A 12,548-nucleotide genomic window follows, 5' to 3' on the forward strand; every position below is an offset into this window, starting at 1 on the left:
CGGATCCTTCGGATGAGATCCCTGACCTTCCTTCTGGCCGCGATCTCCTGGACCTCGGGGGTCGCCCCTCAGGAACCCCCGCCCCCTCGATCCCCCCGCGATGTCGTTCTCTCCCCGGACGGGCGCTGGGCCCTCACCGCCAACTCGGGCTCGGATACGGCGTCCCTCGTGGACCTCGAGCGAGGAACCGTCGCCGCCGAAGTCTCCGTGGGCCGCCGGCCCTTCGCCCTGGCCTGGAGAGGATCGACGGCCGTGGTGTCCAACCTTCTGGACGATTCAATCACGATCCTCGAAGCGGATCCGCCGCGCCTCGCCGTCCGAACCGCGATCCGCGTCGGCGACGAGCCGCGCGGCGTCGCCCTGTCGGCCGACGGCCGCCGGGCCTTCGTCGCCCTGGCGGGCGAGGACGCGGTCGCCGTCGTCGATCCGGCGACCGGGCGGGTGACGGCGCGCCTTCCCGTCGGGGACGAACCCTGGCACCTTGCCCTCACCCCGGACGGTTCGCGCCTGGTCGTCGGCGAGACCCTCTCGCGCTCCGTCCGCGTTCTCGAAGTTTCCGAAGGACGTACGCTCTACACGGTGGACCTGCGCGGGCCCAACGTCCGGCAGATCGCCGTCTCTCCGGACGGCGCGTGGGCTTACGTCCCGAATGTCGCCGAGCGCGGCTCCCCGGTCACCCGGCAGAACATCGACCGCGGCTGGGTCATCGCCGCCCGTCTGAGCCGCGTGCCCCTTCGGAGCGAGGGCCCCCGCGCGGCCATCGCCCTGGACCCGCGCGGGCAAGCGGTCGGCGACGTCGAGGGGCTGGCCGTGGGGCCCGACGGCGAGTCGCTCGCCCTGGCGGCCGGCGGCACGCACGAGGTCCTGCTGCTCCGCCTGCCGCTGCCCTTCGTCTCCTTCGGCGGCCCCGGGGACCACATCGAGCCCGAGCTGCTCAGGGATTCCCGGAGATTCCGGCGCGTGGCCGTGGGCGGCCGCCCCGTCGCCTGCGCCTTCACGCCCGACGGCGCTTCCGTGATCGTGGCCGACTTCCTGGCCGACGCGCTCCACGTGCTCGACTTCGAAGCCGGAAAGGTCCGGCGCACGATCCGCCTGGGCGGTCCGGCGGAACCGTCTCTCGCCCGCCGCGGCGAGGCCGTCTTTTACGACGCGGGACGCTCGTTCCATCAGTGGTTCTCCTGCCACACCTGCCACACGGACGGGCACACGAACGGATCGAGCTACGACACGCTCAACGACGGAAACTACGGGCGGGCCAAGAAGACGCTCAGCCTGCGGGGCGCGGCGCGCACGGGACCCTGGACGTGGCACGGCTGGCAGCCCGAATTGCGCGCCGCTCTGGCGCATTCGATGAAAACCACGATGCAGGGCCCCGAACCCTCCGCGGAAGACCTCGACGCTCTCGAAGCGTTCATCCGGACGCTCGATTTCCCCCCGCCGGCGGCCCCGCGGAACGAGGCGGCCCGCCGCGGCGAAGCGCTCTTCCGCGACCGCGCCTGCGACACCTGTCATGCGCCGCCGGACTATACCTCGCCCGAGACGTATCTCGTGGGTCTCGAAGAAGCCCGCGACGCCTACAAGGGATTCAATCCGCCTCCCCTGCGCGGGGTCGGCACACGCGGCCCGTATCTGCACGACGGCCGGGCGAGAACGCTTGAGGAAGTCCTCCAGAGGCATCACCGCCCCTCGCGCCTGACGGGGAAACCCGACTTCGCTCCCGAGGAGCTGAAGGATCTCCTGGCCTTCCTGAATTCGCTCTAAGAAAAGCGAATCCTCAGGGCTCGCGGTACTCGATCGAGAGAATCCGGAAACCTTCGGCCGTGGCGTTGAACTGAAGCCGGCCGCGCCGGGGCCGCCGGCCGTGCTGTTCCACCGGAACCGGCGAGCCGTCCAGACGGGCGGTCACCTCATCCCCCCGCAAAGCGACCCGCAGTTCCCGCGTTCCCCCCGCCAGAGCGGCGGCGGCCGCCGATTGCCAATCCACTCCGTACAAGCCCTCGCTCCCCTGGCGAAAGGCGAACCACACCCGGCGCGCCCCCCGCGTCTCGAATCGAATGCGGAATTCGACGTCCTCGAAATCGTCCTTCGACTGGGCGGCGTTGTCCACCCCCGGCTTCAGGCATATCGCCCCGTCGACCACTTCCCAGGCGTCCCGAGACCCCGAGGACATCCAGTTCAGGGTTCTTCCATCGAAGAGGGGCCTCCAGGGACGCTCGGGGCGGATCTCGGCGAGCCTCCGTTCCAGAGCCGAGGTCCATTCCGCCAGCCCCCAGCCCGCCACCCGGGCCCGCAGCTCGTCCTCCGTGCGGCGATCCCCCTGGCGGCGCGCCTGCGCCGCATCCTCGCCGACCTTGCGAAAGAGCGTCTCGATGCGGGCCCGCTCCTCGCGGAGGCGCGCCTCGAGAAGGGCCTGCCACTCGCGACTTGGGCGCCGCGCGCGGGCCCCCTCGTAAATCGCCAGCGCCGCGGCGAAACGCTCCCGCTCGCGAAGCGGACGCGCCTCCTCGTCCAGCGCCGCCAGCTCGCGCAGGAGATCCTGCTCCCGGCGAGCCACGAGCGCCTTGTGCGCCTCCTCGGCCTCCGGATGGAGCGCCGTCCCCTGGGATACCCGGGCCGCCTCGGCGTAGGCCGCGATCTTGGCGTCGAGGTCCTCGGCGGGAATCCGCCGCGCGCGCTCCAGAGCGGCGCGGGCCTCGCGTTCCCGCGGGTCCGGCGCCGGCGGCCGGGCCGGAGGAGACGCCTCGGCCCGGGTTTGGGGTGTCCGGGCGGACGTATTCCCCGAAGGCCAGGCCGCCCAGGCCACGAACGCCGCGGCCGCGGCGGCTGCGACGGCGATCCCGACGGCTCTGCCCGACCTCAGGCGGCCGTGGGGGTTCGACCGGACCGGCGCAGCCACCGTGCGGATCCGCGCCGTGGATCGGGGGCGGGAGGGAAGCGCGCGCAGCGAGGAAGAGGAGCCGGTTCCCGGACCGCGAACCGGTGACCCGGTGCGGTGGGCCGCCAGGATCTGCGCGAATTCCTGCCGCTCGTCGGGCGTCAAAGCGGAAAGGACGCCCGGCAGACAATCGACGCAGGCCACCCGGTTTCCCAGCCGAGTCGCCCGTCCCTTGTCGAAGTCCCCGGTCGCCAGCCGCACCTGACAGCGGCAGCAGTAGACGATTTCCTGCCCCATCCGTCGCTCAAAGAGAATTGTACCCCGCCGCCCCCCCATGCGTTACACTTCGGAGAAACGCCGCGTTTTCGGAGAAAAACCCATGGTCTGTCTTCTGGCGCTGTCCTGGACGCTCGCTCAGGAGGGCTACGACTACGCGGAGGCCATGCGCAAGGTCGCCGCGCGGTTCTCCGGCCGCCCGGGGGTGGTCCTCCACCTCGGCGATTCGATCACGTATTCCAGCGCCTATTCCGCCTGGGCCCGCGGCGGGCGCGGCAAGACCGCGGACGATGAGGCGGTCCTGCGCTGGATGCACACCGGGCGCCGGGACGACGCCGACGGCTGGTGGCTGTGTTCCGTGGACCGGCCGGGCAACCGGTCCGAGACCGCCGCCAGCGGCGTCCGAAGCGACGAATTCCTGGCCGGGGGCAAGGGAGGACTTCCGCCGCTCCGGGAGATCCTCGACAAATACCGCCCGCAGGCGGCCGTCGTCATGCTGGGGACCAACGACGCTTCCGCGGGCCGCGAGGTGGCGGCCTACCGCGCGGACATGGAGCGGATCGTCCGCCTCATCCTCGAGCGCCACGCCGTCCCGATCCTTTCCACGATCCCTCCCCATCCGCACCGCGGGGATCTGGCCCGGCGCTACAACGAGGCGCTTCGCGAGCTCGCCCGGGCGCATCGCCTTCCGCTCATCGACTACGAGCGCGAAATCCTGCGGCGCCGGCCGAACGACTGGAACGGGACGCTCCTGGCCAAGGACGACGTCCACCCCACCGCCGATTCCGGTGACGCGACCCCCTCGAGCGAACCGACCGAGGAGAACCTCCGCCGATCCGGGTACCTCCTCCGCGGGTGGCTCTCGGTGCGGAAGATCGCGGAAGTGAAGTCGCGCGTGTTCGACCGGCTCGAGAAGCGGTAAGGCGGAGAATCAGCGGATCTTGAGGCAGACGAGGGTCACGTCGTCGCCGGCGGGCCGGCCGGCCAGGAATCCGTCCAGGGCGGCCGTCACGCAGGAGAGAATCGCCGAGGCCGGCGCCTCCGCCGGAGCTTCGAGGAGCGCCTGCTTGAGGCGCTCCATGCCGAACTGGCCCGCCTCGGGGCCCGCCTCGATCACGCCGTCCGTGTAAAGAAGCAGCACGTCCCCGGGCGCCAGGTCCACCTCCCGCTCCTCGAGCGCCGCGGAGAAGCGCGGTCCGGGATCGACGCCGAAGGGCAACCCCGGGGCTTCGAGCTCCTCGCAGTCGCCCGAGGCGCGCCGCAGCAGCGGCCGCGGGTGGCCCGCGCGCACGTAGGTCATGCGCCGCGTGGCGCGGTCGATCACGGCCACGACGCCGGTCACGAACGCGGAGCGCCGCAGCTCCGTGAAAAGGTCCCGGTTGGCCGTCGCCACGAGGTCCCGCAGGGCGCCGGGGGATCCGGTCCGGATCCGAAGCGCCATCTTCGCCATGCCCATGGTGATGGCCGTTTCCACGCCGTGGCCGCTCACGTCGCCGATGACGGCGCCGAAGCGGTCCCCCTCGAGCGCGTAGAAATCCAGGAAATCGCCGCTGACGGACTGGAGCGGGCGGTAGACGACGGCGATGTCGGCCACGGCGTCCGGCGCCGGATCTACGGGAAGAAGGTGAAGCTGCTTGCGCTTGGCCTCCTCGACGCTGCGCTCCAGCGCCTGCATGGAATCCACGCGGTCCTGGAGGGCCTCCATCTCGCGCGACATCCGCCACCGGCGCTCCAGCTCGGCGGAGGCCTTGCGCTTGTTGATCTCGAGAAGGAAGGCGTCCAGGACGCTCGCCGGCAGAGGAACGCGCCGCCCCGCCCGCCAGGCGGCGCATTCCTCGACAAGATGGACCCGGATGCCCCGCAGCGCGCCGAGCCCCGGCCGCGCGAAGTTCCAGATCCGCACCGCGTCCACTCCCGTTCCGCACAGCGGGCACAGCCAGCACGCCTCCTGGTCGATGCGCCTCCAGAGGGGATTCACCTCCAGGCGCGAAGCCAGGTCGTCCAGCGCCGCCCGCTCCCGAAGCACGGCGTCGGCGACGGACTTGGCCCCCTCGAGAGCCCCCGGGCTGCTCAGCGAGGGAAGCAGGCTCCCGGCGCCGAGCCGTTCGGCGATCTCCGCCGCGCGGCCGGAAGGGTCCACCAGCGCCGCCTGGCGCTTGCGGCGGACCGCCTGGCGGGCGAAGCGGATGACTTCCTCGACGAAGGCGCCGTCCACGCCCTCCAGGCCCCGGAGGTCCAGGACCACCGACTGGCGCGCCTCTCGAAGCCCGCGGCGCAGCCATTCGACGACGGCAGGGGAGCACTTGCCCGAGAAACGGAAGAGGATCGCCGGGCCGCAGGGTTCCTGGGCGACGCTGGCGTCTTCCAGGCCGTAAACCACCTTGGGCGGAGCGGAAGGAGCCGTCATCTCCGCCATAAGAGTACCACGCGCGCCCGGACCGGGAAACGTTTCGCCCCGGGGGGCTTACTTCACCGGCGTGATCCGGATGTTCCGGTACGCCACCGGACCGTGGTCGCCCTGGAACATGAGCGGACCTTCGGGAGCCTCCTTGCCCGTGACGCCCGACGGGGTGGGCCCCTTCATTTCGACGTTCTCGTGAAGCACCTGGCCGTTGAGCTCGACTTTGACGAAGCGCGCGTTGGCGATTTTCTTGCCCGACTCGTCGAACTTGGGGGCGCGGAAGTCGATGACGAACTTCTGCCACTCGCCGGGGGGCTTCGAAGCGTTCACGCGCGGGGGCGCCGCTCCGTAGAGCGCGCCCACGTCCCCCGTGCCGATCTTCTGCTTTCCGTAACTGTCGAGCACCTGGACCTCGTACTCGCCCATGACGTACACGCCCGAGTTGGAGCCCTTGGGGACCATGAACTCCACCTCGATGAGGGCGTCGCCGAATTTCGCCTCCGTGTAGAGATCCACTCCGCCCCCCTGGGCGTTGACGAGTTCCGACCCTTCGGCGACGACGAATTTGCGAGGATCCTGAGGGTCGAGCGAGGCCTTGCCCACCCTCCAATGGCTCTTTTCCGCCGGGCCTTTGAGCTTCCAGCCCGAAAGGTCCTTCCCGTTGAAGGGCTCCACGGCCTGCGGAGCCAGGCATGCGGCGGCAACCGCGCAGGCGGCCAGCGCTCGAATCATGTTTCGCCTCCCCTGAAATCTCCTTCTTATTACGACGCCGAACGCCGCTTCGTTGCGGTCTTCGATATCCGGTAATGGACAGGTGGGCAGATCGTCTACATAATGAACTCACGATGAGCGCCGCCGACCCTTGCCCCGCCTGCGGGGATCCCCTGGTGGGATTCACCCTCGAGGGGGTCGAACTCGACCGGTGCCTGCGCTGCGGAGGAACCTGGCTGGACGGGGGCGAGCTGGAACTCCTGGGGGTTCAGGAGGGGATTGAGCCCGGCCGGCTCACCGAAGCCGCCGCCCGCGGCCGCGAAGGCCGCCCGACCGACCGGCGGTGCGCGCGCTGCCGGGGCCGCCTGCGCGAAGTCCTGATCGAAGGCGTCCCCGTGGACCGATGCCCGGGCGGGGACGGCCTGTGGTTCGACCCGGGGGAGATGGAACGAATCCTGGCGGCGTTTCGGAGCGGCGAAGCGGGGGCCGTGGCCCGGCTGCTCGGGGACTTGACGGCCGCGGAACGGCCGAAGAAGGAGGGATCGGAATGAGCGGAACGGTGATCGGCATCCTCGTGGTTCTCGGCGTGGGGCTGGGGCTTTTCGTCCTTCTGGGTCTCATCTTCGCCGCGATCTATAACAGCCTCGTCCGGCTGCGCAACCAGGTCAAGAACGCCTGGGCGCAGATCGACGTGCAGCTCAAGCGCCGGCACGACCTCATTCCGAACCTGGTGGAGACCGTCCGCGGCTACGCCACGCACGAGAGCCAGACCCTCGAACGCGTGATCGAAGCGCGCCGGCAGGCCGTCGGCGCCTCCAGCGTCGAGGACCGGATCAAGGCGGAGGCGGAGCTCGGCGGCGCGCTCGGGCGCCTGATGCTCGTGGTCGAGCAGTATCCGGACCTCAAGGCCAACCAGAACTTCATGGCCCTCCAGGAGGAGCTGACCTCGACGGAGAACAAGATCGCCTTCGCCCGGCAGTTCTATAACGACGCGGTGATGCACTACAATACGAAGACCGAGGTGTTCCCCACGAACGTCGTGGCGGCGTTTTTCCACTTCGTGCCCGCGACGCCTTTCGAAGCGGGCCAGGAGGAGCGGAAGGCGCCCCAGGTGAAGTTCTAAGAGTCCGGCCTCCCGGCCCGCGCTCCCATGTGGGAAGCGATTCAAGCCAATCGGCGCCGATCCTGGATCCTCGTCTCGCTGATGGGGGTCCTGCTGGTCCTTCTCGGGACCGCGGTCGGTTCCGCCGTGGCGGGTCCGGACGCGGCGGCTTGGGGAGCTCTGGGCGCGGTCGGGCTCTGGGGAGGGCTCTGGGCGGTCGCCGCCCTCCAGGGGGACCGCATCCTTCTGGCCACCGCCGGCGCCCGCAGAATCGAAAAGCGGGATCACCCCCAGCTCTGGAACGTGGTCGAGGAGATGGTGCTGGCTTCCGGCCTCGGGGCCGTGCCCGAAGTCTATATCATCGACGATCCCTCGCCCAACGCCTTCGCGATCGGCCGGAAGCCGGAGCGGAGCGCGGTCGCGGTGACCACGGGGCTCCTGCGCCTCATGAACCGCGACGAGCTTCAGGGCGTCGTAGGGCACGAAGTCGGGCACATCAAGAATCGCGACAGCGCCTTCATGATGCTGGTGGGGGTGATGCTCGGGGCGATCGTGATCCTCGCGGACCTCCTTCTGCGCCTGATGCGCTTCCGGGACGGGCGCCGAAGCCGCGCCGGAGGACAGGTCCAGGCGCTGGTCGTTCTCCTGGCGATCCTGCTTTCGGTCCTGGCGCCGCTTCTGGCGCGGCTCATCTACTTCGCCTGTTCGCGGCGCCGCGAGTACCTGGCGGACGCCTCGAGCGCGCGCTTCACGCGCTACCCCGAAGGGCTGGCCTCGGCGCTCGAAAAGATGGGGGCGTTTTACGGCCGCCGGCAGGGAACGGCGCATCGCGTGCTGGCCCCCCTCTACATCGTGAACCCGATGACGGCGCTCGCCGCGACGGGGCTCCTCTCCACGCATCCCCCCACCGAGGAACGGATCCGGATCCTCCGGAGCATGGGAGGAGGCGCCGGATACGTGGACTACGATGCGGCGTTCCGGAAGATTCTTCGCCGATCGGTCATCGGCGCGCGGACGCTGTCGGCGGAGGGGGCGTCCGTTCCGGTCCGGGCTCCCCAACCGGGCGAGGCCCCCCGGCCGGAAGAAGCCGCCGCTCCCGCCGTCGCGACGCTGGACCTCGTGGGGCGTCTCCGGGGGCTCGTCTTCATGACCTGTCCGTGCGGGGTGGGAATCCAGGTGCCCGCCGGCCTCGGGCGCGACGCGATTCGCTGTCCCCGCTGCGGGCGCGACAACCCCGTGCCGCGGGCCCGGGAGACCGAGTCGATCCCGGAGGCTCCGCTCGAATACCGCCGCGCGGGGGCCGGCTGGGAATCGTTCCAATGCCGCTGCGGCCACGCCGTTCATCTGAGTCCGGCCTTCGCCGCGCCGCTCGTGGCGTGCCCCGCCTGCGGGCGGAAAATCCGCGTGATCCCGGGCGCCGGAAGCTCCTGAACGTCGCCGCGGGACGTATATTGAAATGCATTCTTTGAAAAAGGAGGTTCGACCTTCATCGCAAGGAGGCCGCCATGACTTCGTGGATCGCCGCAGGGTTCGCCGCCGTTCTGTCTCTTCCCCCGACCGCCGAGGATCTCTTCCCGGACAAGAATCTGGAAGCCGCGGTCCGGCAGCAGGTCTTCGAAAAGCGAGGGACGGACAAGCCCCTGACCGAGGAGGACGTCAAGAACCTCTCCACGATCGAGGCCAAGGGAAAGGGAATCCGGGATCTGCGGGGCCTCGAGAAGTGCCGGAGCCTGGCTCTCCTGGACCTTTCGAACAACGAGGTGACGGATCTGTCCCCGCTCAAGGAGCTTAAAAATCTCCAGGCGCTCCACTTGGCGGGCAATCGCGTCCAGGATCTTTCTCCTCTCGCGGGACTGGAACGCCTGCAATATCTGGATCTCCGGGGCAATCAAGTCGCGGATCTCGGCCCCCTGTCGAAGCTGCAGCCGCTCAACACGCTGGACGTCTCCGACAACAAGGTATCGGATCTGGCGCCGCTGGCGGGCCTGACCCGGCTCTGGACGCTGCGGCTGGACGGCAACCAGGTCGCGCGCCTCGATCCGATCCGCGGTCTCAAGGGGCTCTCGACGCTTTCGCTGCGGAACAACGCCGTGTCGGATCTGGCGCCCCTGGCGGAGCTCGCCGAGCTGCGGTACCTCTTTCTCGAGCGCAACAAGGTGACGGATCTTGGGCCGCTCGTGGCGATGGCGAAGAAAGACGCGGAGAAGGAAAAGCGTTTCACGCCCTACTGGAGGGTCTACCTGACGGGCAATCCCCTCTCGCCGGCCGCCCGGTCCGAGCAGCTGGCGCAGCTGCGCGCCTTCGGGGGGCAGGTGGTTTTCGAGGAGAAGTAGGCTCAGGCGGTGCGCCGGTAGCGGGGTCCGGCCTGGAGGCTCTTCTTGAGCGCCTCCATGCGGGCGCCCATGTCCTCCAGGCGGTCGGCGGGGAAGTGTTCGCGGGCCTCCTCGAAGAGCTCGCTCTCTTCCTCGTCCACGTGGTGGATCACGTTCTTGCGCAGTTCGCTCATCCGGTCGTCGAACTCGGCCTCCTCGGGGTCGAGGCCGGCGATCTCCTCGAGGAGGTCCTTGACGTCCTGGTGTTCGCGGAGCGCCTCCGCCACGGGGTGAGGCGCGTCGGGGGGCTGGATGTCGCGCAGCGCGGGATAAAAGACCTGTTCCTCGATCTGCGCGTGGATTTCGAGCTCCTGGCGGAGGCGCTCGAAGAGGGCCTTCTTGAGGTCGGGGGCGTCCCCCGCGGCGTCGTACTCCTCGAAAAGGCGCTCCACGTTCCGATGATCCTGCTCCAGAAGGTCGAGGGCTTTCATGGCGGTCTCCTCGGTCGGGTGGCCGCCGGCGGAGGACACGGAAGCCGCGCGGCGGAGGTCGTCACCCCTGAGGATCCGCGGCCGGGCCGGACGTTACGGAGCGCGCCGAACCTTCCTCTTGACTGGCACGGCGCGCCCGATACACTGGCCGTCGTCTTCTCGCCGGGCCGTTAGCTCAGCTGGCTAGAGCGTCTGCTCGACACGCAGAAGGTCGCAGGTTCAAGTCCTGCACGGCCCACCATCTCTGACTCCGGGACGAAACAACGCCCTGCCCCGTGCAGGGCGCTGTCGTAGTCGAGCGTGTCCGGCGAGAGCGCCACGGGGTGCGCCCAGAGCGAGACCTCGAGCTGGCCCTCGCCCTTCGGGCCGCCGTGCCAGATCACGTAGTCCACGAACCGCGTGATGCCCGCCTTGATCCGCTCCGGCTCGTCGCCGTGCTCCCGGACGAGGGCGTCGAAGAGGGCGAGCGACTTCATGTGGGCGTCGACCGCGATCTCCTGCGACTCTTCCGATTCGAGCTCGGCCTTGAGCCGGGCCTGGGTGTCTTCCATTTCGGCGCGCTCGGCTTCCAGGGATTCGAGCTTGTCCTTGATGGTGCCGAGGGCCGACATGCCGCCGTTGGCCACGACTTCGGCCAGGTGGGCGAGCTGCTGCTTGGTCCTGCCGAGCTGCGTGGAGACGCGCCCGTAGTCCTCCTTGAGCCTCGTGATGGTCAGGGAGACGAGACCGTTCTCCTTCGAGGCGATGGCCTTGACCCGTTCCGGCTTGACGTGCAGTTCTCTCATGAAGGCGAGGACCGCCCGGTCGATCGCCTCCGCGGGGACATAGCGCTTGGGGCAGGCCGTGCCGACCGATTTCTCGGCGCGGTTGCAGCCGTAGTAGTGGTACGCATTGCCGTTCCGCCCCGTCGCGGGCTGCGGGACCATCTTGTGCCCGCACTCGCCGCAGCGGAGGAGCCCTTGGAGGAGGTAGACGTAGTTCCGGGGCTGGGTCTTGCCGCCGTGCTTGCGCTTGTTGTTTCGGTCCATGAGGCGTTGGATCTTCTCGTGGGCCTCCCAGGTGCGGAGGGGCTGCCAGCCGGCGTCGTAGAGCTTGCCTTCGTGCTCCTGCTTGGCCGCGTAGACGGGGTTCCGGAGCATGTGGCAGACGACGGGCTTGGTGTAGGTCACACCGCTTTTCGTCCGGTATCCCAGGCGGGCGAACTCCCGGACGATGACGTCGGTGCTTTCCCGTTCCAGGTAGAGGGCATCCGCCGTCCGGACGTGGGAGGCATAGGGCTCGTCGATCGCGTACGTCTTGTCCTTCATGACGTAGTCCGAGGGCGGGCGGCCGATGGGAAGGCCCTTCTCCAGCCTCCAGAGCACCTTGTCCTTCACGCGCGCGGAGGTCAGTTCCCGCTCGTACTGCGCGAGCGCCACCAGCATGTGGACCTGGAGCCGCCCCGCCGCGGTCGTGAAGTCGAAGTTCTCCTTGAGGGAGATGAGCTTCACGCCGTAGCGGTCGAGCTCCTCGACCAGCTTCACGAAGTCCGAGAGGCTCCGGGAGATGCGGTCGAGCTTCGTGACGGCGACCACGTCGATGAGACGCGCCCGCGCCAGTTCGAGGAGCCGCTGGAGCGCCGGGCGGTTCATGTTCTTGGCGCTTTTCCCGCGCCGCTTGCCGTCCTTCTCGCCTTCGACCAGCTTCTCGAAGGCGACCCAGTTCTCCCCCTGCTTCCTCCGGTAGTCGATCATGGAGGAGAGCCGGTCGAGCTGGGTGTCGAGGGAGCCGTCTTCCTTCTCGGCCTGCTTATCGGTCGAGACGCGGCAGTAGAAGAGCACGTTCACGACCGGGCCTTGTGGCCGAGACGCCTGTTCGTTCTTCTGGATCATGCGCCTCCTTTCGTTAGGCCATGCGGCGGCGGACCATCCGCCGCTCGCAGGTTTCGGGGACTTCTTCCTCACCCGCAGCCGGGCGAAGAAGGTGTCGATCTCCTCCAGCCGCGCCTCGACGGACATCCTCGCGAAGGGATGGTCCTTGTCCTGGGCGAACTGGGGGTACTTCGCGGCGTCGATCCGGAGGACCCGTATCTTCCAGCGCTTGTGAGGACGGCCGCCGACATTCTTGGCGGGAGGTCCATCATGGCGCTCGTCCTTGGGGGGAGACGCGGCCGATCGCTCGGCGCGTCGGTGGCGACCACTTCCTTCAACCGGCTCGGCCTCGGAAGGTTCGCCACATTCCTTCGCGGGCGGGCGTACTTCTGTTTCCCGACTCTCTTTTTCTGCCATACGTTTCTTCTTCTCCTTTCTCAGGGCAGTTCATACATCATCCCGCCGGGGGTGGCGGGCGACTGAGGGGGGAATTGTAGGTGGGTGGGTGGAACGGCGGGCCCGGAGGGGGC

General features: G+C 69.1%; 11 protein-coding genes and 1 tRNA gene. 8 read left to right on the forward strand and 4 right to left on the reverse strand.

Translation table 11 applies throughout. The annotated features are described in order from the left end of the window. The first annotated feature begins 12 nt into the window (after positions 1-12). On the forward strand, positions 13-1,761 hold the full coding sequence (locus VNO22_08570) for a hypothetical protein (GenBank protein ID HXG61414.1): 1,749 nt from the start codon (positions 13-15) through the stop codon (positions 1,759-1,761). A gap of 13 nt (positions 1,762-1,774) precedes the next feature. Here VNO22_08570 and VNO22_08575 read toward each other — a convergent pair whose 3' ends face one another. Beyond that, positions 1,775-3,172 (reverse strand): hypothetical protein, encoded by a 1,398-nt coding sequence (locus VNO22_08575; GenBank protein HXG61415.1) that lies wholly within the window; start codon positions 3,170-3,172, stop codon positions 1,775-1,777. A gap of 82 nt (positions 3,173-3,254) precedes the next feature. Between VNO22_08575 and VNO22_08580 the strand changes: the two genes are divergently transcribed. Next, positions 3,255-4,073, forward strand: coding sequence for an SGNH/GDSL hydrolase family protein (locus VNO22_08580; protein ID HXG61416.1), 819 nt, complete (start codon positions 3,255-3,257; stop codon positions 4,071-4,073). 9 nt (positions 4,074-4,082) lie between these two features. Here VNO22_08580 and VNO22_08585 read toward each other — a convergent pair whose 3' ends face one another. Together VNO22_08585 and VNO22_08590 are read right to left on the reverse strand one after the other, a co-directional pair. Beyond that, positions 4,083-5,567 (reverse strand): SpoIIE family protein phosphatase, encoded by a 1,485-nt coding sequence (locus VNO22_08585; protein HXG61417.1) that lies wholly within the window; start codon positions 5,565-5,567, stop codon positions 4,083-4,085. Positions 5,568-5,615: 48 nt separating this feature from the next. After that, entirely contained in the window at positions 5,616-6,284 is a 669-nt protein-coding gene (locus VNO22_08590; protein ID HXG61418.1) for a DUF1080 domain-containing protein, read from the reverse strand. Positions 6,285-6,397: 113 nt separating this feature from the next. Between VNO22_08590 and VNO22_08595 the strand changes: the two genes are divergently transcribed. The 4 genes from VNO22_08595 to VNO22_08610 all read left to right on the forward strand — a co-directional run bounded on the left by VNO22_08595 (position 6,398) and on the right by VNO22_08610 (position 9,698). Next, complete coding sequence (locus tag VNO22_08595; GenBank protein HXG61419.1) at positions 6,398-6,814, forward strand: zf-TFIIB domain-containing protein; 417 nt, start codon at positions 6,398-6,400, stop codon at positions 6,812-6,814. Continuing rightward, the gene (locus tag VNO22_08600) at positions 6,811-7,386 is read left to right on the forward strand and encodes a LemA family protein (protein ID HXG61420.1); all 576 of its coding nucleotides are present in this window, start codon (positions 6,811-6,813) and stop codon (positions 7,384-7,386) included. The genes VNO22_08595 and VNO22_08600 overlap by 4 nt, the downstream gene beginning before the upstream one ends. 81 nt (positions 7,387-7,467) lie before the next feature. Then, a complete protein-coding gene (locus VNO22_08605) occupies positions 7,468-8,796 on the forward strand; it encodes a M48 family metallopeptidase (protein ID HXG61421.1) in 1,329 nt (442 codons plus the stop codon). A 74-nt stretch (positions 8,797-8,870) separates the two neighbouring features. After that, a complete protein-coding gene (locus VNO22_08610; protein ID HXG61422.1) occupies positions 8,871-9,698 on the forward strand; it encodes a leucine-rich repeat protein in 828 nt (275 codons plus the stop codon). Between the two features lie 2 nt (positions 9,699-9,700). Here VNO22_08610 and VNO22_08615 read toward each other — a convergent pair whose 3' ends face one another. Further along, positions 9,701-10,168, reverse strand: coding sequence for a hemerythrin domain-containing protein (locus VNO22_08615; GenBank protein ID HXG61423.1), 468 nt, complete (start codon positions 10,166-10,168; stop codon positions 9,701-9,703). A gap of 164 nt (positions 10,169-10,332) precedes the next feature. Here VNO22_08615 and VNO22_08620 point away from each other — a divergent pair. Then, positions 10,333-10,409: transfer RNA gene (locus tag VNO22_08620), tRNA-Val, on the forward strand. A 34-nt stretch (positions 10,410-10,443) separates the two neighbouring features. Continuing rightward, positions 10,444-12,501, forward strand: a complete 2,058-nt coding sequence (locus VNO22_08625; GenBank protein ID HXG61424.1) for a hypothetical protein — start codon at positions 10,444-10,446, stop codon at positions 12,499-12,501. The last annotated feature ends 47 nt before the right edge of the window (positions 12,502-12,548 follow it).

The sequence above is a fragment of the Planctomycetota bacterium genome (assembly GCA_035574235.1).
Classification (GTDB): Bacteria; Planctomycetota; MHYJ01; order MHYJ01; family JACPRB01; genus DATLZA01.